This window comes from Streptomyces sp. NBC_01003 (assembly GCF_045162695.1).
Classification (GTDB): Bacteria; Actinomycetota; Actinomycetes; order Streptomycetales; family Streptomycetaceae; genus Streptomyces.
Genome location: NZ_CP108707.1, coordinates 960,846 through 985,328 on the forward strand (window position 1 = coordinate 960,846; position 24,483 = coordinate 985,328).

Genomic DNA, 24,483 nt, shown 5'->3' on the forward strand with positions numbered 1-24,483 from the left:
GCTGTCACATGACCGGCGTCGGGCGGACCACCCTGCGCGGGACGGACAGTTGCGGCTCGCGTGCGCGGGCTGCCGGGGCGGCGGCCACGAGGGGATCCGCGACAACTGACCCCGCGAACGCCGGGACAGGCACCTCGCGCGGCATCTCGAGCGCTTCGCTGATGCGCGGCGGGGGTCCGACCGGGACCAGCGGGGCGCGCTCGCCGAGACGGGCACGGCGCGAGAACCAGATGATCTTTCCCGTGGCGGTGGCACAGCCGCCCCAGCCGTCGCTCAGCGCGGCAATCTCCGCGAGGCATCCCTCCTTCGGGGCGTAGTGCGGGCCCGGCAGGTCACGCTCGTGGTCGGACACCGCGGTGATCAAATGCTGGCCGTTCCACCACATCTCGACGGTGGTGTTCTTGTCCGTGGCGTGCTCGTCGATCGTGTGAAGCAACACCTCGACGCCGCGGCAGACGGGGTCGACGAGAATGTCCAGCTTCCAGTACCGGAGGTGGGCGGCCAGGATGCGCCTGACCTGCCCGACACGCTCCGAACTGACCTCGACGTCGAGGTGGTAGTAGCAGGGCACTGCTGTATTCATCGTCTTCGGCTCCTCACCGGCGAAGCTCCCGCTCGTTGCTCGCCCCCTACGGGCCGTACCCCGAACACGTAGCGTGAGCACTGATCGCTCCTGAGTCAGCCTCAGCATGAGAGTGCTACTCCATTCGTGCAACACGAGGAGCCGCTCGCGGTGTCGTTGAAGCTCCAACAGGACGGGAAGTACCGCCAAATGCACCATGGAACGGGGTACCGATCGGCGTAATGGTTCGGTACCTCTCCGTGCACGGCCCCAGCGCACCGACCCGGTGCACCGTGCACATCGAAGAGTGGGAAGTGAACAGCGACATGTTGCTGCCTACCAAGACCGAAGTCGCCAGTCATCTGGCGCAGTACCGCGCATGGGAACGCCTGCGGCTGGCGGCGCCCGCCGACCGCCAGGTGCGGGCCCACTTCGAGGACACGGCCTACACGTTGTGCGTGCTGATGGGGAAGCGCTGCGGGCGCGAGGCCGCCGACGCGGCCGAGCACTATCTCCGTCCCAGCGTGGAGCATCCGCCCATGGCCGCCCCGCCGCTCGCGGCGCCCGCGGTCGCCGTCGCCGCCCTCAGCGGGCGGTGACGCCGGACCCTCCGGCAGAAGCGGGACGCCGGCCGACACGCCTGAACCGGGGCATTTCCCGACAGGCCGAGCCCGGTCGGCTCCCGTAGCGTGTCGCCGGAGGGACGCAGCCCGTCGATGACACCCTGCTGTGCCCGGCCACGTGCCGGGCCAACTGGTGTGCGAGAGACGTGACGGCGCGTCCCGTGGCGCATGTGAACCCGGCGGGCCCCCGAGCGAGGACGGCCCTGCCTCGAGCACGGCGGAGGTGCAACTGATGAACCCAGGCACGGTGACGGGCCGCGTCCCGATCGTGGACGTCCTCCCGGCCGTCGACTGCGGCAGGCGTCCGGCGAAGGCGGTCCCGGGCGAGACGTTCGAGGTCTCCGCCACACTCTTCGGCGAGGGCCATGCCGCCGTCTCCGCCAATGTCGTGCTGCGCGGCCCCGACGGCCGGCCGGGCCCGTGGACCCCGATGCGTGAACTGTCCCCGGGCAGCGACCGCTGGGGCGCCGACGTCACCCCGACGGCCGTGGGCAACTGGACGTACTCCGTGGAGGCGTGGGGCGATCCCGTGTCCTCGTGGCGCCGGTCCGCCGGCATCAAGGTCCCGGCCGGGATCGACACGGAGCTGATCCTGGAGGAGGGCGCCGCGCTGCACGAGCGTGCCGCCGCCGGCGTTCCGGAAGGCGCGGGACGCAACGCGGTCCTCGCGGCCGTGGACGCGCTCCGCGACGAGGGACGGCCTCCCGCCGCCCGCCACGCGGCGGCCCTCGCGCCGGACGTGACCGCCGCGCTGGCGGCGCATCCGCTGCGCGAAAACGTCTCCCGCTCAGCCCCCCTGCCACTGCTCGTCGAGCGCGAACGGGCGCTGTACGGGGCCTGGTACGAGATGTTCCCGCGCTCCGAGGGCGCCGTGGTCCGCGAGGGCGAACGCCCGGTGAGCGGCACGTTCCGCACGGCGGCCGAGCGCCTTCCCGCCGTCGCCGCCATGGGTTTCGACGTGGTCTATCTGCCGCCGATCCACCCCATCGGGACCACCTTCCGCAAGGGGCCGAACAACAGCCTGTCCGCCGACCCGTGGGATGTCGGAGTCCCGTGGGCAGTCGGCTCGCCCGAAGGCGGTCACGACGCGATCCACCCGGACCTCGGCACGCTCGACGACTTCGACGCGTTCGTGCGCCGGGCCGGGGAACTCGATCTGGAGATCGCGCTCGACTTCGCCCTCCAGTGCTCCCCGGACCACCCGTGGGTGGAGAAGCACCCGGAGTGGTTCGAGCACAGATCCGACGGCACGATCGCGTACGCGGAGAACCCGCCGAAGAAATACCAGGACATCTACCCGATCGCTTTCGACCAGGACATGCTGGGGCTGATCGAGGAGACGACCCGGGTCCTGCGCTTCTGGATGCGTCACGGGGTCCGCGTCTTCCGCGTCGACAACCCGCACACCAAGCCCGTCATGTTCTGGGAGCGGGTGATCTCCGACATCAACCGCAGCGACCCGGACGTCGTGTTCCTCGCCGAGGCCTTCACCCGGCCACCGATCATGCGGGCGCTCGCCAAGGCCGGTTTCCAGCAGTCGTACACGTACTTCACCTGGCGCGACACGAAGCAGGAGCTCACCGAATACCTCACGGAGCTCTCCCGGGACACGGCCGCCTACATGCGTCCCAACCTGTTCGTGAACACACCCGACATCCTGCCCCGCTACCTTCAGAAGGGCGGCCGCCGCGCCTTCGAGGTGCGCGCCGTGCTCGCGGCCACGCTCTCCCCGGCCTGGGGGGTGTACGCCGGATACGAGCTGTGCGAGAACACCCCGGTCCGCGAGGGCAGCGAGGAGTACCTCCACTCGGAGAAGTACGAACTGCGGCCGCGCGACTGGGAGTCGGCCGAGCGCGAGGGGCGCTCCATCGCCCCGCTCATCACCACCCTGAACCGCGTCAGGCGGAACCACAGCGCCCTGCGCCTGCTCAGGAATCTCCACTTCCACCAGACCGACAACGACGCGCTGATCGCGTACAGCAAGCGCTCGGGCCCCGACACGGTCGTGGTGGTCGTCAACCTCGACCCCCACCACACCCAGGAGGCGACGGTTTCTCTGGACATGCCTCAGCTCGGACTCGACGCGCACGCGAGCGTGCCGGTCCACGACGAGCTGACCGGCGAGACATACCAATGGGGCAGGACGAACTTTGTGCGCCTGGAACCGGGCCGCGCGCCCGCGCACATCCTCACCGTCCTGCGACCGTCCTCACCGCCCACCGGAGGGTCACCCACCACATGATCGTCAACAAGCCCGTCCAGGACAAATTCGAGGACACCCCCACCAAGGACAGGGATCCCGACTGGTTCAAACGTGCCGTCTTCTACGAGGTCCTCGTCCGCTCCTTCCAGGACAGCAACGGCGACGGAGTCGGCGACCTCAAGGGCATCACGTCCAGGCTGGACTACCTCCAATGGCTGGGCGTCGACTGCCTCTGGCTGCCGCCGTTCTTCAAGTCCCCATTGCGGGACGGCGGTTACGACGTATCGGACTACACGGCGGTCCTGCCCGAGTTCGGAAATCTCGCGGACTTCGTGGAGTTCGTCGACGCCGCGCACCAGCGCGGGATGCGCGTGATCATCGACTTCGTCATGAACCACACGAGCGACCAGCACCCGTGGTTCCAGGAGTCCCGCAAGGACCCCGACGGGCCGTACGGCGACTACTACGTCTGGGCCGACGACGACAAGCAGTACGAGGACGCGCGGATCATCTTCGTCGACACCGAGGCGTCGAACTGGACCTTCGACCCGGTGCGCCAGCAGTACTTCTGGCACCGCTTCTTCTCCCACCAGCCGGACCTCAACTACGAGAACCCGCGCGTCCAGGAGGAGATTCTCGCCGCGCTGCGCTTCTGGCTGGACCTCGGCATCGACGGCTTCCGGCTCGACGCCGTGCCCTACCTCTACGCCGAGGAAGGGACCAACTGCGAGAACCTCCCCGCGTCCCACGCCTTCCTCAAGCGTGTACGGGCCGAGGTCGACACGCACTACCCGGACACGGTCCTGCTCGCCGAGGCCAACCAGTGGCCCGAGGACGTGGTCGACTACTTCGGCGACTACACCTCCGGCGGCGACGAGTGCCACATGGCGTTCCACTTCCCCGTCATGCCACGGATCTTCATGGCCGTGCGCAGGGAGTCGCGCTACCCCGTCTCGGAAATTCTCGCCAAAACCCCTGCCATTCCGTCGAGTTGCCAGTGGGGCATCTTCCTGCGCAACCACGACGAGCTCACGCTCGAAATGGTCACCGACGAAGAGCGCGACTACATGTACGCGGAGTACGCCAAGGACCCGCGCATGCGGGCCAACATCGGCATCCGCCGCCGCCTCGCGCCCCTCCTCGACAACGACCGCAACCAGATCGAACTCTTCACCGCCCTGCTGCTCTCCCTGCCGGGCTCGCCGATCCTCTACTACGGCGACGAGATCGGCATGGGCGACAACATCTGGCTCGGCGACCGCGACGCGGTGCGCACGCCGATGCAGTGGACCCCCGATCGCAACGCGGGCTTCTCGTCCTGCGACCCGGGCCGCCTCTCGCTCCCCACGATCATGGACCCGGTCTACGGCTACCAGGTCACGAACGTCGAGGCGTCCATGTCGTCCCCGTCCTCGCTGCTGCACTGGACGCGCCGGATGGTCGAGATCCGCAAGCAGAACGAGGCGTTCGGCCTCGGCTCGTACACGGAACTCCCGTCGTCCAACCCCGCCGTGATCGCGTTCCTGCGCGAACACAAGGACGACCTCGTCCTGTGCGTGCACAACTTCTCGCGCTTCGCCCAGCCCACCGAACTCGACCTCCAGGCCTTCGACGGCCGGCACCCGGTCGAACTCATCGGCGGGGTGCGCTTCCCCGCCATCGGCCGGCTCCCGTACCTGCTGACCCTCGCGGGCCACGGCTTCTACTGGTTCCGGCTCCGCAAGGAAGCCGTCAGCACCGCGTGGTGACCGGCGGCCCCACGCCCCAGGGTCCGCCTGTCCGCCCTCGAAAGGAGTCGTCGCCATGCCCAAGGCCGCACTGCAGAGTCCGACCGGCGTCAGCCCCTCTCTGCTGCTGAACTCACTCGCCGGTCTGCTGCACGAATGGCTGCCGCGGCAGCGCTGGTTCGCGGGGAAGGGCCGGCCCGTCACCGGGCTGACCCTGGCCTCGATGACCGAGCTGCACCCGGGCTGTCTGCACCTGCTGGTGCGCGCCGAGCACGCCGCGCAGGCGACCCGCTCCGGACCGGGCACGCCCCCGGCCGACAATCTCTACCAACTCCTGCTCGGCGTACGGGAGATGCTGCCACCCTCGCTCGCGCCGGCCTTCATCGGCCGCGCGACCGAGGGCCCGCTGACCGGCCTCATGGTGTACGACGCCCTCCAGGAGCCCCGGTCGGCCGGGCTGCTCCTGGAGCGGCTGCGCCACCCGGGCGCGGCGGGCCCTCTGCGGTTCGAACGCGACCCGCAGGTCACCGTGCCCGCCGGGCTCACGCCACGCGTCCTCGACGCCGAACAGTCCAACACGTCGCTGGTGTACGGGGATTCGTTCATCCTGAAGGTCTTCCGGCGCGTCCAGGCCGGCGTCAACCCGGATCTGGAAGTGCCGTGGGCCCTCGCCCGGCAGGGCTGCACCCGCGTGCCGGGACCCGTGGCGTGGTTCCGCACCTCGCAGCCCCAGAAGGCGACGCTCGGCGTCCTCCAGCCGTTCCTGCCCGACGCGGACGACGGCTGGACCCTCGCGCTCCGGTCGCTCGCCTCCGGCAGGAACTTCACCGACGAGGCGTACGAACTGGGGCGGGCGACCGCCGAGATCCATCTCGCGCTGACCGCGGCCTTCCCGGTCGACGCCCCTGTGCCGCACCGCAACCGGCACCTCGCGGAGGCGATGACCGAACGCCTCGAATCCACGGCCCGTTCCGTGCCCGCGGTGCTTCCGCACGCGCCGGGACTGCGGGCCGCGTTCGACGCGTTCGCGCTCGTCGACTCGGCGCGGCCCGCGCAGCGGATCCACGGCGACCTCCATCTGGGGCAGGTGCTGTGGTCGGGGCAGCAGTGGTTCGTCATCGACTTCGAGGGCGAGCCGGCCCGCCCGCTCGCCGAACGCCGCCACGCCCAGTCCCCAGTACGCGATGTGGCGGGCATGCTCCGCTCCTTCGACTACGCGGCCCGCACGCGTCTGCCCTGGCGGCCCGAGTGGTCGCTGCGCTGCCGGGACTCCTACTGCGCCGGCTACGCGGCCGAGTCGAAGACGGACCCGCGCGAGGAACCCGACCTGCTCCGCGCCTTCGAGACGGACCGGGCCCTTTACGAAGTGCTGTACGAGGCGCGGCATCGGCCCGATTGGCTGCCCGTGCCGATGGCGGCGATCAGCCGCCTCGCCGAACCCCGCTGAACCAGGCGGCGGCAACCCCGCCGTCCGCCTGCAGAACTCGCTCACCCCCCGAGGAGACAGAACCGTGGCAGCTCGCAAGACCTCCGCCCCCAAGGCTGTCGGCCTGTCCGACAAGCCGGGCCCCGGTCGCCTCAAAGTCCTGCCCGCCCCCGTTCTGGACGGGGCGGACCGCGGACGCCTGCTGTGGGGTGAGCATCACGACCCGCACTCCCTGCTCGGCGCGCACCCGGTGGACGGCGGTGTCGCATTCCGGGTGCTGCGGCCTTACGCCCAGGCCGTCGCCGTGTCGGTCAAGGGCCGACGCGTGGAGCTCCGTGACGAGGGTGACGGTCTCTTCGCCGGGGTGCTGCCGCTCGACGCGATTCCCGCGTACACGCTGCTCGTGACGTACGACGGGGACGAGCGGGAGGTGGATGACCCCTATCGCTTCCTGCCCGCGCTCGGGGAGTTCGACCTGCATCTGATCGGCGAGGGGCGGCACGAGGAGCTGTGGACCGCTCTGGGCGCCCAGCCGATGACGCACGAAGGGGTCGCGGGCACCCGGTTCACGGTGTGGGCGCCGAACGCCCGGGGCGTACGCGTCTGCGGGGACTTCTGCGCCTGGGACGGCACCGCGTTCCCGATGCGGTCGCTCGGCTCGTCGGGCGTGTGGGAGCTGTTCCTGCCGGGCATCGGCGAGGGAGCGCTGTACAAGTTCGACATCACGCGCCCCGACGGTTCGCACACCGTGCGCGCGGACCCGCTGGCCAGGCGCACCGAGGTGCCGCCCGCGACCGCGTCCGTCGTGACGGAGTCGTCCCACACGTGGGGAGACTCCGCGTGGATGAAGAAGCGCGGGCAGCGCCCGGTGCACGAGGCGCCCTTCTCGGTGTACGAGGTCCATCTGCCCTCCTGGCGCCCGGGCATGAACTACCGCGAACTCGCCGACCAGCTCGCCACCTACGTGAGTGATCTCGGCTTCACCCACGTCGAGTTCATGCCCGTGGCCGAGCATCCGTTCGGCGGGTCGTGGGGCTACCAGGTCACCGGCTTCTACGCCCCGACGTCCCGCATGGGCTCCCCCGACGACTTCCGCCACCTCGTCGACACCCTGCACCAGGCAGGCATCGGCGTGATCATGGACTGGGTGCCGGCCCACTTCCCGAAGGACGACTGGGCGCTGGCGGGCTTCGACGGCACCGCCCTGTACGAGCCGCAGGACCCGCGCCGCGCCGAGCACCCGGACTGGGGCACCCTCGAGTTCGACTACGGCCGCAAGGAGGTCCGCAACTTCCTGGTCGCCAACGCCGTGTACTGGTGCGAGGAGTTCCACATCGACGGCCTGCGCGTCGACGCCGTCGCCTCCATGCTCTACCTCGACTACTCGCGCGAGGAAGGCCAGTGGTCGCCGAACGGGGACGGCGGCCGCGAGAACCTCGACGCCGTGGCCTTCCTCCAGGAGATGAACGCGACGGTGTACCGGCGCTGCCCGGGTGTCGTCACGATCGCCGAGGAGTCGACCGCGTGGGACGGCGTCACGCGGCCGACCCACCACATCGGCCCCGGCGGTTTCGGTGGCCTCGGCTTCGGCCTGAAGTGGAACATGGGCTGGAGCCATGACTCGCTGCAGTACATCGTGCACGAGCCCGTGCACCGCAAGTACCACCACAACGAGCTGACGTTCTCGATGGTGTACGCCTACAGCGAGAACTATCTGCTTCCCCTCTCACACGACGAAGTGGTGCACGGCAAGCGCGCGCTCGTGTCGAAGATGTCCGGCGACTGGTGGCAGCGGCGAGCCGACCACCGGGCGTACCTCGGCTTCATGTGGGCCCACCCGGGCAAGCAACTCCTGTTCATGGGGCAGGAGTTCGCACAGGGGGCCGAGTGGTCGGAGGGCCACGGCCCGGACTGGTGGCTCCTCGACCCGGCCTATGATGCCGAGCCGGACCACCGCGGGGTCCTCGACCTGGTGCGCGACCTCAACCACGAGTACGCGGCCACCCCCGCCCTCTGGGAACGGGACACCACGCCCGCGGGGTTCTCGTGGATCACCGCGGACGCGGCCGACGACAACGTCCTCGCGTTCCTGCGGTTCGCGGCGGACGGCACGCCCCTGCTGGCCGTGTGCAACTTCTCCCCGGCGGTCCGCGAGAACTACCGGCTCGGCGTGCCGGACTCGGTCCCCGGCTGGTTCGAGGTCCTGAACACGGACGCGGCAAGGTACGGCGGCAGCGACGTCGTCAACGCCGGTGTCCTCAAGCCGGACCCTCGGCCGAGCCACGGCCGACCCGTCTCGCTCCAGCTGACGGTGCCGCCGCTGGCGACGGTGTGGCTGCGTCCGGCCTGAGGACCGTCGAGACGTCACTCGAAGGCCGCCGCCGCCTCACGCAGGGCGGCGGCCACGGCCGCCGGGGAGTCGGGCGCGGCCGCTCCCGGGCGGTAGGTCACGGACCTGAGTCTTCCCGTGTGGCGGAAGCTGCCGTGGCGCTCGTGCACCGGCCAGGACACCGGCGACTTGCGGTCGACGCCGACGCTGATGCCCTGGAACGGCGCCATGCCGATGAGCTGGTGCACGCTGTCCGGCGCGGTGCGCTCCACACCGTCGACGGCGACCGAGAACCGCCAGCGCAGGCCCTTCTCGGCGGTCGCGGCGACGGTGACCTCGTGCGACCCCTCAGGTACCGGCCCCGCGTCGGTCTCGTGCAGCACGCCGTACTCGTTGTACGCGAAGTGCAGCCGGCCGTCCTCCGCGTAGAGGACGTAGCCGCCGCCCTGGTCGCCGTGCGAGACGAGGACGCCCTCGCCCGGCGCGTCCACGGCGATCGCGATGTCGAAGGAACGGAACGAGATGAGCCGTGAGGAGCGGTAGCGCTCGAGTTCGGGGGTACCGGGCAGCAGGGTGAGAGGACGAACAAGGCGCTCCTCGACGGGGTTGCGGCGGGCGAGCGCGCCGCTTCCGTCGGGCAGCGGGAAGACTCCGTTGCGCCAGGCCGCGGTCTCCCATGCGGCCGACAACTCCTTCACCAGCTCCGGGTGGCGGGCGGCGAGGTCGTGGATCTCGGTGGGATCGGCGCGGATGTCGTAGAGGGCCCACTCGGAGTCGTCGTAGGGCGCGCCGGGGCGGTGCAGGGTGACGAGCTTGTGGCCGTCACGGTAGTAGCTGCGGTTGCCGGTCATCTCGCAGTACTGCTCGGCGTGGGTGGACGCATGGGCGGGGCCGGCGAGCACCGGGGTGAAGCTGACGCCGTCCAGTTCCTGGAGCGGGACCCCGGAGCGCCTCTCCGGGCGGGCGATGCCGGCGAGTTCGAGGAGGGTGGGGGCGATGTCGGTGACGTACTGGTACTGCGGTCGCACGCCCTGGGTGAGCCGTTCGTCCCGGATCCCGTCGGGCCAGGACAGCACGAAGGGCACGCGGACACCGCCCGCGTAGGTGTGTCCCTTGTAGAGGCGGAAGGGGGTGTTTGAGGCCATGCCCCAGCCGCGTGGGTAGTGGACGAGGCTGCGGGGACCGCCGATGAGTTCGGGGTCGCGGTCGACGTCCGGGGTCCAGTCTGACGGGAGCTGGGGGTGGTGGACGAAGCGGCTGAAGTAGGAGCGGGTGCCTTCAGGTCCGCCCTCGCCGGTGCCGCCGTTGTCCGAGGTGAACACGATGATGGTGTTGTCGAGTTCGCCGAGCGCCTCAAGGGTGTCGGTGAGGCGTCCCAGGTTCTGGTCGATGTTGTCGACCATCGCCGCGTAGACCTCCATGTAGCGGGCGTACAGCCGCTGTTGGTCCGTCGTGAGCGAGTCCCATGCGGGCACGTCCTGTCCGGCCTCGCTGTTGCGCTCCGGCAGTTCGGTGCCGGGCGGGAAGAGGCCGGCGGCGAGCTGGGCGGCGAACCGCCGGTCGCGCAGCGCGTCCCAGCCGTCGTCGTAGTGCCCGCGGTGGCGGGCGATGTCCTCCTCCTTCGCCTGGAGCGGGCCGTGGACCGCGTTGTGCGCGAGGTAGAGGAAGAACGGCTTGTCCGGGTCGTGGGCCCGCAGCGACTTCACCATGGAGATGGCCTGGTCGGTGATGTCGTCGGTGTAGTAGTAGCCCTCGGGCAGCTCGTCGATGTCGAGAGGGCTGTTGTCGCGCACCAGTTGATGCGGGTGGAAGAGGCTGGTGAGCCCTTCGAGGACGCCGTAGTACTGGTCGAAGCCCTTCTGGAGCGGCCAGTTGCCGCGGTGGTCGGCGGCGTTGGACGCCGAGTCGCGGACCAGGTGCCACTTCCCGACGGCGTATGTCGCATAGCCGGAGTCGTGCAGCAGTTCGGCGAGGGTGGGAATGTCGTCGGCGATCTCCATGCCGTACCCGGGGAAGCCCGGGTCGGAGTTGGCGACCATCGCGTAGCCCACGCGGTGCGGGTTGAGACCGGTGAGCAGGGCGGCCCGTGCGGGCGAACACAGCGGCATCGTGTGGTAGTTGGTCAGCCGCACACCCTGTCCTGCCAGCTCGTCGAGGACCGGGGTGCCGATCTCGGATCCGAAGGGGCCGATGTCGCTGTAGCCCATGTCGTCGACGAGTACGACGACGATGTTCGGGGCCCGGTCCTGCGCGGTGCGGCGCGGCGGCCAGGCCGGCTCCGAGTCGGCGAAGGTGCGCCCGACACGTCCGGGGAAGCCGTCGTAGGGGTCGCGGCGGGTGGTCATGGTGTCTCCGTGGGCCGGGTGGTCGGGTGGTCGTCGGGTCGGTCAGGTCGTCGTGCGGTGGGCGGTCATACGGGCGCGCCCACGGGTACGGGATGTGGTGCCGCCACGAGCAGGGAGCGGGTGTACGGGTCACGGGGCCGTTCGCACACCTCGTCCGAGCTGCCGCTCTCCACGATGCGGCCCTCGTGCATCACGGCGATCCGGTGGCTGACCTGCCGGACCACCGCCAGGTCGTGCGCGATGAAGACCAGTGCGAGCCCGAGGTCGCGCTGGAGGTCACAGAGCAGGTTGACGATCTGGGCCTGCACCGAGACATCGAGTGCGGAGACGGGCTCGTCGCAGATGAGGACGGACGGCCCGGGCGCCAACGCCCGTGCGATGCCGATACGTTGGCGCTGGCCGCCGGAGAACGACCGCGGGTGGCGGTCGGTGGCCGAGGGGTCGAGTCCGACCTGGCGCAGCAGGTCTGCGACGCGGTCCCTGCGCCGGTCGCGGTCACCGAGGCCGAACGCGATGAGCGGCTCGGCGATGATCTCCCCCACCGTCATACGGGGGTTGAGGGACGCGTACGGGTCCTGGAAGACCATCTGCACCTCGCGGCGCACCGCGTACAGGGCCTTGCGCGCGGGGTGGGTGACGTCGCCGCCGCGCAGCCGTAGCGTCCCGCCGTCCGCCGGATGGGCGTGCGCGAGGACGCGGGCGAGTGTGGACTTCCCCGAGCCGGACTCCCCGACGATGCCGAGTGTCTCCCCCACGGCGAGGGTGAGCGAGACCCCGTCGAGCGCGGTGAAGCGGCGTGTGCGCGCACCGGCGCCGCGCCCCCGGTAGACCTTGCTGACGTTCTCGGCTTCGAGGACCACCGCCCCGGGAGCGGGCCGTTCGATGCGCTCGGGCCGGGCGGGCCCCGGGAGCGGCCGCGAGCCCTCTGCGGCGGGCCAGCAGGCCACGCGTCCCCCTGCGGCCGCCTCGGTCAGAGGTGGTGCGCTGACGCCGCAGCGGTCCTCGACCAGGGCGCACCGGTCGGCGAAGGCGCACCCGGAGCCGAGGAGCGCCAGGTCGGGCGGGCTGCCGGGGATGCCCGTGAGCCGGGTGCCGGACGGAGCGGAGAGCCGGGGTACCGCGGCGAGGAGGCCCGCGGTATACGGGTGCCGTGGCCGGGTGAGTACCTCGGCGGTCGGCCCGTCCTCGACGACGGTGCCGCCGTACATCACCAGGACGCGTTCGCAGGCGCGGGCGACCACGCCCATGTTGTGCGTGATCAGGACGAGTGCCGTTCCGGTCTCCTCGTTGAGCTTGGCGAGGAGGGTCAGGATCTGGTCCTGGACGGTGGCGTCGAGGGCGGTGGTCGGCTCGTCGGCGATCAGGACGTCGGGCTCGTTGGCCAGGGCCATCGCGATGAGGATGCGCTGGCGCTGGCCGCCGGAGAACTGGTGCGGGTGGTCGTCGAGCCGGCGGCCCGGCTCGGGGATGCCGACCAGGTCGAGGAGTTCGCCCGCGCGGGCACGGCGGGCCTTTCGGTCGCCCGCTCCGTGGGCGCGCAGCACCTCGTCCAGGTGCTGCCCGGCCGTGAGCACCGGGTTGAGGGCCGTCATCGGGTCCTGGAAGATCATGCCGATCCGTGCGCCGCGGACGCTGCGCAGCTCGTCGGGTCCGGCCGACGCGAGGTCCCGGCCGTCGAGGCGTACGGTCCCGCCCGTGACGCGTCCGGTGCCGGGCAGCATCCGGGTCAGGGCGAGCGCGGTGGTGGACTTGCCGGATCCGGACTCGCCGACGACGGCGAGGGTCTCGCCGCGGCGCAGGGTGAAGGAGACGTCGTGGACCGCCCGCAGGGGATCTCCGTCGGGTCCGGTGAACTCGACGCCGAGGTCCCGGACTTCGAGCAGATCGGGTGTCGTCATCGGCGTATCTCCCGGTTGAGTGCCTCGGCGATCAGGGAGAGGCCGAGGACGAGAGCGGTCACGGTGATCAGAGGGCCGGCCGCGAAGTTGGGGGCCTGTGCGAGGTAGGGCACCGACTGGCTGAGGACGCCGCCGAGGGTGGGTTCCGGAGGCCGTACGCCCACGCCGAGAAAGCTCATGGCGCCTTCGATGAAGACGGCGACCGTGAGCGACACGGCGATCTGCACGACGAGCGGGTCGGCGGCGTTCGGCAGGATGTGCCGGACGAGGACGCGGGTGCGTGAGGTGCCGCCGACCCGCGCGGCGACCACGTATTCGCGCTCTCTCTGTACGAGGATCCCGCCGCGCAGCAACCGTCCGAACACGGGAATCTCGGCGAGCGCGATCACCAGGACGACGGGCAGCCGTCCCGGGCCGAGGACGGCGGTTACCGCGAGGGCGAGGATCAGCCCAGGGAAGGCGAGGATCAGGTCGAAGGCGCGCTGGACGACGGTGTCGGCGACCGGGTGGGCGGCGGCGAGCAGGGCGAGGACGCAGCCGATGAGGGCGCCGAGCGGCACGGCGACGGCGATGATGCCCAGGTCGGCGCGGATGCCGTAGAGCACACGGCTGAGCAGGTCGCGACCGAGGTCGTCGGTGCCGAGCGGATGGCTGGGGGTGCCGAACGGCCGGAGCCCGTCGGCACTCTGGTCGGTGGGGCCGTGGCCGGTGAGGAGGGGTGCAAGCAGTCCGGCGAGGACGACCACGGCGACGAGCGCGATGCCGAGGCGGCCCCGGAGGGTGCCGAGTGCGGCCGGGTAGGGGCTGCGGGCGCGGGACGGGCGGCGCGCGGGGAGCTGGGGGGTGTTCATGGCGGTCACTCCCACCTGATCCGGGGGTCGAGCCAGGCGTACACGGCGTCGGTGAGCAGCTGGACGAGGACGAAGACGGTGACGAGGAGCAGCAGCAGATCCTGGACGACGGGGTAGTCGCGGCGGGTGAGGCCCGCTTCCGCGAGCTGCCCGAGGCCCGGCCAGGCGAAGATCGCTTCGACGAGCACCGCGCCGCCGAGAAGGTGGCCGGTCTGCATGCCGAGCAGGGTGACCACGGGCGGCAGCGCGTTGGGCATGGCATGCCGCCACAGCAGGCGGCGGGGCGTGACGCCGGCGGCCGTGGCGGTGCGCACGTAGTCCTCGGCGAGGGTGCGCTCGATGCCGTCCTTGAGGTAGCGCCCCAGCACGGCGGCGCTGGGCAGGGCGAGGCACAGCGAGGGCAGGAGGAGGTACTGCACACCGAGGTCGGGGGCGCTCAGGACCGGCACGCGGCCGCCCGGCGGGAGGACGCCGAGGGTCACGGCGAAGACGAGGACGAGCAGGACGCCGGTGACGAACGGCGGCACGGCCAGGGCCCCGGTGGTGGCGACACGGACCACGGCCCTGACCCAGCGGAGGCGCGAGGTGGCGCCGAGGACCCCGAACCCCGTGCCGAGCAGGATCACGAACAGCAGGGCGCCCACAGTGAGTTCGACGGTGGCGCCGAGTCCGTCGCTGATGAGGTCAGCGGTGTCGCCGCCGATCGCGTACGACGGCCCGAGGTCACCGCGCACAAGGTCGCCGATCCAGCTTGCGTACTGCGTGAACAGCGGTTCGTTCAGACCGAGTCGGTCGCGGATCGCGGCGACGGTCGCGGCGCTCGCGTCCGGTCCCGCGAGGGAACTGGCCGGGTCGCCCGGGACCAGGCGCAGGATCGCGAAGATGAGGAAGGAGGCGAACAGGAGGACCAGGAGGGCGGACGGCAGCCGCCTGAGGAGATAGCTGCGCATGTCAGACCAGGTACGCGTCGTCGAGGTTGAGGTACGAGAACTTGTTGAGGGTGACGCCGTGCAGCTTCTTGCTCGCGACCTGCACCCGGCCGCGGATGGCGAGGTCGATGATGAAGGCCTGGTCGAGCAGGATGCCCGAGATCTTCCGGTACTGCGCGTTGGTCGCGGCGCCGGCCGTGCCCCTGGTGGTCCACGCCTCGCGCACCACCTTGGTGTACGCGGCGGAGCGGTACCTGGAGGTGTTCTTGGCCTCGTTGAAGGGATAGGCGCTCACCGCGAGGGTGGACGGCTGGACCTGGGCGAAGCCGTGGGACATGGTCCACAGCGCCGGCATGTCCTGCGCGATGAGCTTCTTCTGGGCGGTGGCGGGGTCGGTGGGCTGGAGTTCGACGGCGATGCCCACCTGCTTCAGGTCGTACTGGACCGATTCGGCGATGGCGGTCTCGCCGGGCAGGCTGAGGTGCAGCAGCGGGAGCCGGAGCTTGTTCAGGCCGGCGGACTTCAGGAGCCGGCGGGCCTTGGCAGGGTTGTGTGTGTAGTGGGTGCGGCCGGCTTCGGTGAAGGCGGGCGACGACTTGGGCCAGGGTGCGGCGGATGCCAGGCCGTAGCCGCCGAGCGTCTGGTCGACGATGCGCTCACGATCTAGTGCCCAGGCGACGGCCTGGCGGACAGTCTTGTCGTCGAGCGGCGCGACGGTGGTGTTGACGCCTACGTAGGCGGCGCCGTCACCGGTGTCGTAGCTCGTGATCGTGATGTCGGGGTTGCCCTTGACGGCGGCGAGGCTCTTGCCGGGGACCTGGTAGGAGAGCTGGGACTGGCCCGACCGCAGCGAGGAGACCAGCGCGTCGGCCTGGGCCATGACGCGCAGTTCGACGCCGTCGAGGTAGGGGCGGCCCGGCTTCCAGTACGCGTCGTGCCGTTCGAGGCTCAGGCCCGAGCCGGGGCTCCACTTCTTCAGCTTGAACGGCCCGGTGCCGTTGAGCTTCGTGCCCTTGACCGCGTCCTCGACAGAGTGCCGATCCGTGATGATCATGAATTCGAAGAGGTCGAAGAGGTTGGCCACGGGGTGCGCCAGCTTGAGCACCACCTCGTGGTCCCCGCGCTTCTCGAATCCGCTCACCGCAAGCGCGGTTGCTCTCAACTGCGCTGCCCTGACCGGGTTCTGAAGGTTCCTCACCGCGAAGATCACGTCGTCGGCCGTGAACTTCCGCCCGTCGTGGTAGGTCACGTCGTCGCGCAGTTTCAGGGTGATGCCGCGGCCCTCCGCGGCGTAGTCCCAGGAGGTGGCGAGTTCGGGCTGCGGCTTCAGGTCGTCGTCGTAGCGTGTGAGCGTGTTGTAGAGGAGGCGGTGCTGGTACGACTGCGAGCTCTGCGCGAACAGCAGGCTGGGGGTGAAGTCGGTGTTGATGGCGACGGAGAGTGTCCCGCCGCGCTCGGGTTGCGAACGTGCCTCCTTCGCCGAGGAGTTGGCGTCGGTGACCGCGGAGCGGCAGCCGGTCAGGCCGAGCCCGAGCAGCAGGGCGCCGGCACCTGCGGCCCGCAGGGTGCCGCGGCGGGAGACGTCTGGGGGCGTGTACGGGTACTGCTCGGTCATCGAGGCCTGCCTGTGAAGGGGAGGAACGGTGAGGGACGCGAGGGATGGATCGCGTCGTGGCGCGCCGGCGTGCGCCGACACGGCCCTGACGGTGACCCGGGCACGACGAGACGCACCGGTGTCGGGTCACCGAAAAGGTCGGGTCACCCAGAGGGTCGGGGCACCGAGGATCGGGTCACCGGCGTGGCCGCGTCGGGCGGGCGCGCCGAAATGCCGAATTCTTTTCGCTGCGGCAGGAATTAATGACCACCGCAGCGGCTCAGGAGCCGCGTGTGCCGGGGAGAGCCGGGAGGTATCAGGAGAGCGCGCGGGAGCCGGCCGTGCTCGGGCACGGTCGAGGAGCGCGGAGGAGTGAGCGGAAGTCAGCCCTGGTGTACGGGGGGTCGGTCCGCGTCAGAGGCGGACGGCACAGACCGCGCTGGCCTGTCGACAGAGGTCGACGTGCCTGCGGGAGACGAGGCGCATGTCCGGATTCACGGGAGCAATATGACAGTGGCTCGCCGGAGCGGTCAACCGGCGATGTCCGAATCCTGGACCGGGGTCAGCCAAGCGCGGCCACGGACGGACGCGGGCCGATGGTCTGCAGAGGGCTTCTGAACAGGGGATTCAGAAGAACCGTCCCGGCCGCGACCGGCAGGACACCTGGTCCGGCATGTGGACTGACGATGCGTTCGGGGTCGTCACAGACGTGGGAGAGGTCGACCGCGGCGCCCCGGATCTCCTCCAGGTAGTCGGGGTCGAGAAGGCTCGACTGCTCGGTCACCACGACGAGATCCGGGTTCAGCACGTCGAGGAGCAGGGCCGTCGCGCGGCCCACCGCCCTGGCCCGCTCGCGCAGGAGCCGGTCGGCCCGTCGGTCACCGGCCGCTGCGGCGTCCACCACCAGGGACGTGTCCGGTTCCGGGACGATGCCGCGCCGCAGGGCCACCTGGCCGAGAACCGTGTTCGACGCCGTCGCCTCCAGGCATCCGGTGCGCCCGCACGGGCACGGGGCCGTGGAGTCGGGCACCGGCAGATGCGCCACATCACCGGCGCCCGACCCGGGCCCTTGGTGCACCACCCCGGCGATGCCGAGCGCCGCGTCTACGACATTGCCCACGAACAGGTGCACAAGGCTGCGGCGGGCGGCGGGTCTGCCGAAGAGGATCTCTGACTGCGCAATGGCGCGGGCGTGGTTGTCGAGCCGCACGTCGAGACCGCCGAGCCCACGGGCAAGTTCGGCGGCGAGAGGCCTGCGGTGCCAGCCGAGTGCGTCGTGCCGTACGACCGTCCCCTCCTGCGGGTCGACCCAGCCGCCCACGGCCGCGCCCACCCCCAGCAGCGGCCGGCCTCGCACGACGCGGTCCAGGAACTCTCGTAGCCCGCGCGCGACTTGACCCGGCAGGGCCTCCGGTTCGATCCCGTCGTGCGTGAACATGTGCCGGGCAAGCACCCGGCCGCGCAGGTCAACGACCCCGAAGGTCGACAGGGGAACGCCCAGGTGAACCCCGCCCACCACAGGCCCTCCGGCCTCGCCCGTGTACAGGTCGACAGGAATCTGCGGCCGGCCCACGGTGCCGCCCACCGCCAGTTCCGGCAGTTCGCGGACCAGGCCGAGCCGGGCCAGGTCGGTGCACTGGCGCGACACGGCGGCGGGGCTCAGGCCGGAGAGCCGGGCGATCCCGCTGCGGGCCACGGGGCCGTGACCGAGCACCGTGCGCAGAACGGTCGCGGCATTGGCTTCGCGCCGGCCGTCGCCCGCCATGCGCGGTCCTGGGGTGGCGAACGTCATCGTGTCCCTCTCGGTGCGGGTTGCGCCGGCGGTGATGGCGGCAACATTGCGGTGGCGTGAAATCGCGCGGGGCGTCCGGGGCGGGCCGGCGTGCGCCGCGCGGATGGGTCGCACCAGCGGGCGATCGCGGTCAAATGCCGCTGGTCACACGGTGTTCTGCGAGATCCGGAGCCTGCGGTGCCGACCGGTGCGCAGGCGCCGATTGAACCATCAGGTGACACCGCGGCGGGAGCCCGACCACGCTTGACGGTGCGCCACGGGCGCTGCGACGCTCCGAGCCATGTCCGCGACGACCGCTCCCACGTCGCGGCCCGTCGATGCCCGGCGCGATGCGCCGGTGGCGTGTACGGGCCGCTGTCAGGCGACCTCCCGCATCTGAAGCGCATACGTACGCGAGCCGAGATTCGTCCGTCCTCGCAGGGCGGCCGGGCCACTCCGGCCAGGCGGCGATCCACACGCCTCACCTGCGACCACAGCGGTCGACCGTCCCTCCCGATCCCTCGATGTCGGCCCCGCCGACACGTCGAGGACAGCTCTGCCGTCTCACTCCTTCCGCCTCAATTACCTCCGCCTCAATTACTTCCGCTCCAAGCCTAATTGGCCGCCGGCGCAGACCCGCCGTCGAGCTCCTCCCGAAGGGACTCCCTCCATGACCTCCGCACCCGCCACCGACACCCGCCCGGCCCACGAATCCGCCGACCCCTCCGTCACGGTCGAGAAGGTCGGCGGCCGGCTCGGCGCCGTCATCTCCGGCGTACGCCTCGGCGGCGACCTCTCGCCCGCGACCGTGGCCGCCGTCCGCTCCGCGCTGCTGCGCCACAAGGTCGTCTTCTTCCGTGGCCAGGACCACCTGGACGAGGACAGCCACGAGGCGTTCGGCCGGCTCCTCGGCACCCCGGTCGCCCACCCCACCGTTCCGTCCGCGGACGGCCGTTACTCGTTCCCGATCGACTCCGACCACGGCGGCCGCGCCAACCAGTGGCACACGGACGTCACCTTCGTACCCGCGTACCCGGCGTTCTCCATCCTGCGCGCCGTGACCGCCCCGCCCTACGGCGGCAACACGATCTGGGCCAACACGGCGTCCGCCTACGCGAACCTGCCGGAGTCGCTGCGCGCGCTCGCCGACGGTCTGCGTGCCGTGCACTCGAACGACTACGACTACGCCGCGCTGCGTCCCGACGCCGTCCCGGAGCAACTCACCCGGTTCCGCGAGGTGTTCGCTTCGATCAAGTTCCTCACCGAGCACCCGGTGGTCCGCGTGCACCCGGAGACCGGTGAGCGCGTGCTGCTGCTCGGCAACTTCGTGCAGCGCGTCGCCGGACTGACCGGCCGGGACTCGCGCGTGCTCGTCGACCTGTTCCAGTCGCACATCGAGCGCCCCGAGAACACGGTGCGCTGGCAGTGGCACGAGGGCGACGTCGCCATCTGGGACAACCGCGCCACGCAGCACTACGGCGTGGACGACTCCGACGACCACGAGCGCAAGCTGCGCCGCGTGACGATCGACGGCGACGTGCCGATCGGCGTCGACGGACGTTCCTCGGTACTGCTGTCCCCGGAGTCCGTACCGGACCCGGCGTTCGGCATCGCTTCGGGGAAGTCGGCCTCGTAAGGCCTGAGGCCGAGCGGGGAGCGGGGACCGGCGCGTGCGCGGGCCCCGCTCCCCGCACACTCCGCGGACGTTCCCGAAAACGGCTGGACCCGGCCTGCCCCCGGCTCTACGCTCACCCTGTTTCACCCACCGTGTGAAGCAGCTGAACCACCACTCGAACCAGAGACTTCTGCCCGGTGACGGAGTCGGCGTGGGGCGTGCGTCCCCGCTCCACGCCAGCACTGGACGGTTCCAGGCGATGACCACGGGTCGGCCCCTTCGGACGCCGACGGCCCCGGGTGGTTCGCCCCGCCGGGCAGCGAAAGGGACGCGCCGTGCCGTCGGCGACCTATCGCACCCTGCTCCGCACACCTGGTGCGGCTGCCTTCTTCCTGACCGCCACCATGGGCCGCGTGGGCATCGCCATGACGAGCCTCGGCATCGTCTGGCTCGTGCACGACCGGACCGGTTCCTATGCCACGGCCGGTCTGGTGACCGGCGGGTTCGCCGTCGCCGAGGCGCTCGCGGGACCCCAACTCGCCCGCCTGACCGACCGTTTCGGCCAGACGCGCGTCCTGCCACCCGTACTGCTCGCCCACGCCGCGGCGGTGACCGCACTGCTGTGTCTGGTCGCGAGCGATGCCCCGGACCACCTGCTGACGACGGCGGGAGTCCTGGCCGGCGCCACCATCCCCCAGCCGGCTTCCCTGTCTGCGGCCCGCTGGTCGGCACTCCTTCGCGACGACCTGACCCCGGCCCTTCCCACGGCGTTCGCGCTGGAGTCACTCGGCAACGGACTCGGCTACCTGGCAGGTCCTGCGCTGGTCAGCCTGCTCGGGGCGAGCGGTCATCCTGCGCTCGGCACCCTGCTCGCGGCCGGTCTGGTGGTGGGCGGGGGCCTCCTGTTCGCGGCCCAGCGCCGTACCGCTCCCCCCGCCGTGAGTGCCGTCGAGCGTGACCACTCGGGCCGCTCGCTCCTGCGCCCGCCGTTCTGGGCACTGGTCGGTGTCAGCCTCTCGCTCGGCGTGTTCTTCGGCGCCATGCAGGTCTCGGTGGCGGCGTTCGCCGTCGAGCACGACGCGCCGGGCCGGGCCGCCTTGCTCTACGCGGTGTCGAACTGCACGGGCCTGCTGTCGGGCTGGCTGTACGGGCTGCGCCCCCGGCGAACCCCGCCACAGAACCAACTCGTCCACGCCACAGCCTGGTTGGCGGTCAGCTGCCTGCCCCTCCTCGTCGCCGACACGCCCCTGGGCCTGGGCGCGGCACTCGCCGCGACGGGCCTCGCCGTCCAGCCGATCCTGGTGCTGTCACCGGTCCTCGCGCAGGCGACGGCCCACCGGGCCGTCCTCACCCAGGCGTTCACGTGGCTCAACTCGGCATCCGCTGCGGGTTCGGCGGGCGCGGCGGCGGTGTCAGGCCGGCTGATCGACTCACACGGATCCCATGCCGGCTTCGCACTCGCGGCGGCGGCCGCCACGGCAATGGCGCTCCTGGCTGCGCCCCGGACCGGCGCGCGACGGACCCGCCGTACTGTGAGTGGCCCCCGGTCGGACGGAGCGCGGTCGCCGCGGTCTTGACGGGGGCGTCCTGTTCAGGGTGTGGACCGCAGCGGCGGTGCCTGCTGCGTCATCCCTGGTGGCTGGAGTAGAGGCGAGGGCTCTGGGCCGGGGTCATCGGTGTCGACGACTCCGGCGGCCGAGTGGTCGAAGCCGACGGGCCAGCGTGTCCGCTCGCTGGCCACGGCGCCGCTCAGGCGTGCTTCGAGAAGATCGGCGGTCCTCAGGTCGGTGCCGCGCAAGTCGGCCATGCGGAGGTCCGCTTGACGGAAGACCGCGCCCTGGGCGTCGGCCTTGCGCAGGTTTGCCTCGCGCAGGTCGGTCTCGGTGAAGTCGGCGTCACGCAAGTCGGTTGCGACCAGCTTCGCGCCCCGCAGGTCGGCCAGAGTGCAGCGAGCCCGGCGGAGAGTCGCCGTCGCGAGGTCGGCGTGCCGCAGGTTGACCGAGACCATGGACGCCTGGGTCAGATTGGTGCGGTACAGGCCCGCCGCCTCCATGCAGGCGCGGTCGAGGTTGACCTCGGGGAACCACAGGCCGTCGCAGTCGGCCCGTCGCAAGTCGGTGCTGCCGAGATTGACCCACGACTGCTCCCTGTGCTGGCACAGCACACCGAGCGCGGTCAGCGCCACCTGGGCGTCGGCTGCGCGGGTCTCCAGGGGGGCGATGTCGTTGATGGGCACGCTCGCCGCCGGCGATTCCGGACCGGTGAGTGGCCAGGGCAGGTGCGTACGCAGATATGCGGCCTGGATGGAGATGATGGCCTCCCGGTCGCGAGCCGACTGCTCCGCGATCCGCCACAGCGCGTGCAGCCCGCCGATGCGCACGTCCAGCTTGTCGCTGCCGAGCTGGTCGACCGCCCGGCTGAACCGGTCGGTCACGTAGCCCTCCTGGGTGGCACGCAAGCCGTCCTGACTCACCCGCAGTTGCCGCCATGTGGCGTAGGCGCCGAAGAGTACGACGAGACCGCCCGCCGCCTGCAGAAGCGCCGTACGGACATCGTTCACCGCCTTCAGGCGATCCTGCGCGGCGACGCTCGCCCCGGCGAGATCGTGGTCGACCACCACACCCGGCAGTACGACGAACACCGCGCCCAGAGCGGCCAGCCCCGCCGCCCCGGCCAGCAGCCCTGCGACTCCACGATGCCTGATCAACCGGCCGAGCCACGCCTGCCGCCCGTTGCCCTGTCCCCCCGTGCCCATGGGCATGAGAGCCTATGCGCCGCCCAGAAAGCGATCAAGGGGACTGGTTGCTTCTCCCCATCAGACCCCGTACCCGCAGGACCCGCCCGCCAGTAGGTCTTCGACCTCGCTGTGGGCCGCGTCGACGATGGCCGTCACCGCTTGCGCCGCCTCGGCCGAGCGGCCCGCAGCTACCGCTTCGGCCACCTCCTGGTGGCGGCGTACGGCAGCCATGTCGATGTCGTGCGGCATCAGGGACAGCTCGCGGCGGGCCACGAGGAGTTCCTCCGTCACCTCCGCGAGCTGGGCGAACATGCCGTTGCCCGATGCGCCGAGCAGCGCTCGGTGGAAGGCCGCGTCCGCCTCGACGAAGCGGGCGCTGTCGCCGGCCCGGGCCGCGCTCGCCATGGCACGGGCGTGCTCCGACAGCGCCTGCCGGGCCTCCGCGTCACCGCTCGCCGCGGCCAGGGCCGCCGCGGAGGGCTCCACCGCGGCACGCAGCTCGGCCAGTTCGCGCAGCTGGACCTCGCGGCGGGGCGAGGCGAGGCGCCAGCGGATGACCTGGGGGTCGTAGAGGTTCCACTCGGGCATCGGGCGGACCGTGATGCCGATGCGCGGGCGGCTGGTCACCGCCCGCTTGGACTCGAGCACGCGGACGGCCTCGCGCGCGACCGTGCGCGATACGCCGTACCGCTCCTGGACGTCCTCCAGGCGCAGGACCTCCCCGGCGCGGATCTCGTCCGCCGCGAGGGACAGGCCGATCCGGTCGACCACCTGCCCGTGCAGGCCCTGAAGTTCCACGCCACTCCCTGTGTCGTCGTGTGCATCGTGTGCCGGTGATCCCGTCCGGTGCGTTGTCGATTGTCACACCTCCGGTGGGAATCGGAGCACCCGAGGTGTGACGTGCCCGCGGCATCATCGCAGCAGCTCAGGCACCATTTCGGCGAACTCGGCGCAGAACCGGTCGATCATGGCGATCTCCTCGCTGTCGAGGGTGTGCCCGGGTGCCCGGCAGTGCGCGGAGCCGAACCAGCCGCGGCGCACGGAGATCTCCTTCTCCGCCGCGACGATCAGCTCGACGCCCTGCATCCAGTAGGAGAGGTACGGCGTCATGCGGGTGTGCAGGGCGACGGCGCCGGTCTCGTCGCCGCGTTCCCAGCGGCGCCACAGCTCCACGTACAACTCCGTGAAGGAGCAGCCCGGTTGGACGCCGACCGCGCCGCGGCGCAGCGCGTCGGGGAGCTGGAGTCCCGCGTATCCGACGAGGGCGGGCAGCGGGCGCTCTCCCTGAGCGAGTGCCGCGATGAGGCGTCCGGGCGGGGCCGACTCGACCTTCACCCAGCGCAGGTTGGGGTGTTCCGCGGCGAGGGTGTGCAGGGTGGGTGCGTCCAGCGCGGTGCCTGTCTGGGCGGGGGCGTACTGGACGACGACGGGCAGCGGGTCCACGGCAGCGAGCACCGACCGTACGTGGGTGAGTACGGCGTCCCGTGAGGGACCGAGGAAGTGCGGCGGCAGGACGTTGACCGCGTCGGCCCCGCGCTCGGCGGCGCTGACGGCCTGGGCGACGGCGTGCCGGGTGGCGTGGTCGGGGACGGACACGATCGCGGCGGCGTCCGTCCGACCGCGCGTGCGCTCCAGGAGAAGACCGGTGAGCAGGTCCCGCTCGCCCGCGTCGAGCTTGTGGAACTCGCTCGCGAAGCCCGGGAACATCACCGAGCCGACGCCGGTGGCGAGGACGCGGTCGACGACCGTGGCGAAGCCGTCGGGGTCGAGCGCGCCGTCGTCGCGGAAGGGGACTTCGAGTACGGGTGAGACACCGCGAACCAGGGAGTCGACGTCCTTCGTCGACTTCTCTGATTGTTCAATGCGCATGACG

General features: G+C 71.1%; 18 protein-coding genes. 7 read left to right on the top strand and 11 right to left on the bottom strand.

The window, feature by feature from the left end; genetic code table 11:
• Window positions 1–4: 4 nt before the first annotated feature.
• Window positions 5–583, bottom strand: a complete 579-nt coding sequence (locus OG698_RS04620; protein WP_406101571.1) for a pep a2 — start codon at window positions 581–583, stop codon at window positions 5–7.
• Window positions 584–888: 305 nt separating this feature from the next.
• Between OG698_RS04620 and OG698_RS04625 the strand changes: the two genes are divergently transcribed.
• The 5 genes from OG698_RS04625 to glgB all read left to right on the top strand — a co-directional run bounded on the left by OG698_RS04625 (window position 889) and on the right by glgB (window position 8,891).
• Window positions 889–1,161 carry a DUF5133 domain-containing protein gene (locus OG698_RS04625; RefSeq protein ID WP_406101572.1) on the top strand — a complete coding sequence of 91 codons (273 nt, stop codon included), beginning with the start codon at window positions 889–891 and terminating at the stop codon, window positions 1,159–1,161.
• Window positions 1,162–1,417: 256 nt separating this feature from the next.
• Window positions 1,418–3,427, top strand: a complete 2,010-nt coding sequence (locus tag OG698_RS04630; protein ID WP_406101573.1) for an alpha-1,4-glucan--maltose-1-phosphate maltosyltransferase — start codon at window positions 1,418–1,420, stop codon at window positions 3,425–3,427.
• Window positions 3,424–5,136: a maltose alpha-D-glucosyltransferase gene (treS, locus tag OG698_RS04635; RefSeq protein ID WP_406101574.1), complete on the top strand. Its 1,713-nt coding sequence runs from the start codon at window positions 3,424–3,426 to the stop codon at window positions 5,134–5,136. Before OG698_RS04630 ends, treS begins: the two co-directional genes overlap by 4 nt.
• Before the next feature lie 55 nt (window positions 5,137–5,191).
• The gene (locus OG698_RS04640) at window positions 5,192–6,562 is read left to right on the top strand and encodes a maltokinase N-terminal cap-like domain-containing protein (protein WP_406101575.1); all 1,371 of its coding nucleotides are present in this window, start codon (window positions 5,192–5,194) and stop codon (window positions 6,560–6,562) included.
• A 64-nt stretch (window positions 6,563–6,626) separates the two neighbouring features.
• Window positions 6,627–8,891 (top strand): 1,4-alpha-glucan branching enzyme, encoded by a 2,265-nt coding sequence (gene glgB, locus OG698_RS04645; protein ID WP_406101577.1) that lies wholly within the window; start codon window positions 6,627–6,629, stop codon window positions 8,889–8,891.
• Window positions 8,892–8,905: 14 nt separating this feature from the next.
• Here the strand turns inward: glgB and OG698_RS04650 are convergent, their stop codons facing one another.
• The 7 genes from OG698_RS04650 to OG698_RS04680 all read right to left on the bottom strand — a co-directional run bounded on the left by OG698_RS04650 (window position 8,906) and on the right by OG698_RS04680 (window position 18,279).
• Entirely contained in the window at window positions 8,906–11,215 is a 2,310-nt protein-coding gene (locus OG698_RS04650) for an arylsulfatase (RefSeq protein WP_406101578.1), read from the bottom strand.
• A gap of 65 nt (window positions 11,216–11,280) precedes the next feature.
• Window positions 11,281–13,113 carry a dipeptide ABC transporter ATP-binding protein gene (locus tag OG698_RS04655; RefSeq protein WP_406101580.1) on the bottom strand — a complete coding sequence of 611 codons (1,833 nt, stop codon included), beginning with the start codon at window positions 13,111–13,113 and terminating at the stop codon, window positions 11,281–11,283.
• Complete coding sequence (locus tag OG698_RS04660) at window positions 13,110–13,964, bottom strand: ABC transporter permease (protein ID WP_406101581.1); 855 nt, start codon at window positions 13,962–13,964, stop codon at window positions 13,110–13,112. The genes OG698_RS04655 and OG698_RS04660 overlap by 4 nt, the downstream gene beginning before the upstream one ends.
• Window positions 13,965–13,969: 5 nt before the next feature.
• A complete protein-coding gene (locus tag OG698_RS04665) occupies window positions 13,970–14,914 on the bottom strand; it encodes an ABC transporter permease (RefSeq protein WP_406101582.1) in 945 nt (314 codons plus the stop codon).
• 1 nt (window position 14,915) lies between these two features.
• Window positions 14,916–16,508, bottom strand: coding sequence for an ABC transporter substrate-binding protein (locus OG698_RS04670; protein WP_406101583.1), 1,593 nt, complete (start codon window positions 16,506–16,508; stop codon window positions 14,916–14,918).
• 393 nt (window positions 16,509–16,901) lie between these two features.
• Window positions 16,902–16,973 carry a putative leader peptide gene (locus OG698_RS04675; RefSeq protein WP_383083427.1) on the bottom strand — a complete coding sequence of 24 codons (72 nt, stop codon included), beginning with the start codon at window positions 16,971–16,973 and terminating at the stop codon, window positions 16,902–16,904.
• Between the two features lie 76 nt (window positions 16,974–17,049).
• The gene (locus OG698_RS04680; protein WP_406101584.1) at window positions 17,050–18,279 is read right to left on the bottom strand and encodes an ROK family protein; all 1,230 of its coding nucleotides are present in this window, start codon (window positions 18,277–18,279) and stop codon (window positions 17,050–17,052) included.
• Between the two features lie 649 nt (window positions 18,280–18,928).
• Between OG698_RS04680 and OG698_RS04685 the strand changes: the two genes are divergently transcribed.
• Window positions 18,929–19,894 (top strand): TauD/TfdA dioxygenase family protein, encoded by a 966-nt coding sequence (locus OG698_RS04685; protein WP_406101585.1) that lies wholly within the window; start codon window positions 18,929–18,931, stop codon window positions 19,892–19,894.
• 314 nt (window positions 19,895–20,208) lie between these two features.
• Complete coding sequence (locus OG698_RS04690) at window positions 20,209–21,450, top strand: MFS transporter (protein ID WP_406101586.1); 1,242 nt, start codon at window positions 20,209–20,211, stop codon at window positions 21,448–21,450.
• A gap of 14 nt (window positions 21,451–21,464) precedes the next feature.
• On the opposite strand, the gene OG698_RS04695 is transcribed toward OG698_RS04690, so the two are convergent.
• From OG698_RS04695 to OG698_RS04705, 3 genes are all read right to left on the bottom strand, one after another.
• Window positions 21,465–22,628: a pentapeptide repeat-containing protein gene (locus OG698_RS04695; protein ID WP_406101587.1), complete on the bottom strand. Its 1,164-nt coding sequence runs from the start codon at window positions 22,626–22,628 to the stop codon at window positions 21,465–21,467.
• Between the two features lie 60 nt (window positions 22,629–22,688).
• Window positions 22,689–23,408, bottom strand: a complete 720-nt coding sequence (locus OG698_RS04700) for a FadR/GntR family transcriptional regulator (protein ID WP_406101588.1) — start codon at window positions 23,406–23,408, stop codon at window positions 22,689–22,691.
• A gap of 114 nt (window positions 23,409–23,522) precedes the next feature.
• Window positions 23,523–24,479 carry a dihydrodipicolinate synthase family protein gene (locus OG698_RS04705; RefSeq protein WP_406101589.1) on the bottom strand — a complete coding sequence of 319 codons (957 nt, stop codon included), beginning with the start codon at window positions 24,477–24,479 and terminating at the stop codon, window positions 23,523–23,525.
• Window positions 24,480–24,483 lie beyond the last annotated feature (4 nt).

Coding starts and splice junctions, on each gene's coding strand:
- OG698_RS04685 (WP_406101585.1), top strand. CDS start 18,929: ATGACCTCCGCACCCGCCACCGACACCCGCCCGGCCCACGAATCCGCC.
- OG698_RS04660 (WP_406101581.1), bottom strand. CDS start 13,964: ATGAACACCCCCCAGCTCCCCGCGCGCCGCCCGTCCCGCGCCCGCAGC.
- OG698_RS04680 (WP_406101584.1), bottom strand. CDS start 18,279: ATGACGTTCGCCACCCCAGGACCGCGCATGGCGGGCGACGGCCGGCGC.
- OG698_RS04625 (WP_406101572.1), top strand. CDS start 889: ATGTTGCTGCCTACCAAGACCGAAGTCGCCAGTCATCTGGCGCAGTAC.
- OG698_RS04630 (WP_406101573.1), top strand. CDS start 1,418: ATGAACCCAGGCACGGTGACGGGCCGCGTCCCGATCGTGGACGTCCTC.
- OG698_RS04640 (WP_406101575.1), top strand. CDS start 5,192: ATGCCCAAGGCCGCACTGCAGAGTCCGACCGGCGTCAGCCCCTCTCTG.
- OG698_RS04650 (WP_406101578.1), bottom strand. CDS start 11,215: ATGACCACCCGCCGCGACCCCTACGACGGCTTCCCCGGACGTGTCGGG.
- OG698_RS04665 (WP_406101582.1), bottom strand. CDS start 14,914: ATGCGCAGCTATCTCCTCAGGCGGCTGCCGTCCGCCCTCCTGGTCCTC.
- OG698_RS04620 (WP_406101571.1), bottom strand. CDS start 583: ATGAATACAGCAGTGCCCTGCTACTACCACCTCGACGTCGAGGTCAGT.
- treS (WP_406101574.1), top strand. CDS start 3,424: ATGATCGTCAACAAGCCCGTCCAGGACAAATTCGAGGACACCCCCACC.
- OG698_RS04705 (WP_406101589.1), bottom strand. CDS start 24,479: ATGCGCATTGAACAATCAGAGAAGTCGACGAAGGACGTCGACTCCCTG.
- OG698_RS04655 (WP_406101580.1), bottom strand. CDS start 13,113: ATGACGACACCCGATCTGCTCGAAGTCCGGGACCTCGGCGTCGAGTTC.
- OG698_RS04695 (WP_406101587.1), bottom strand. CDS start 22,628: ATGGGCACGGGGGGACAGGGCAACGGGCGGCAGGCGTGGCTCGGCCGG.
- OG698_RS04670 (WP_406101583.1), bottom strand. CDS start 16,508: ATGACCGAGCAGTACCCGTACACGCCCCCAGACGTCTCCCGCCGCGGC.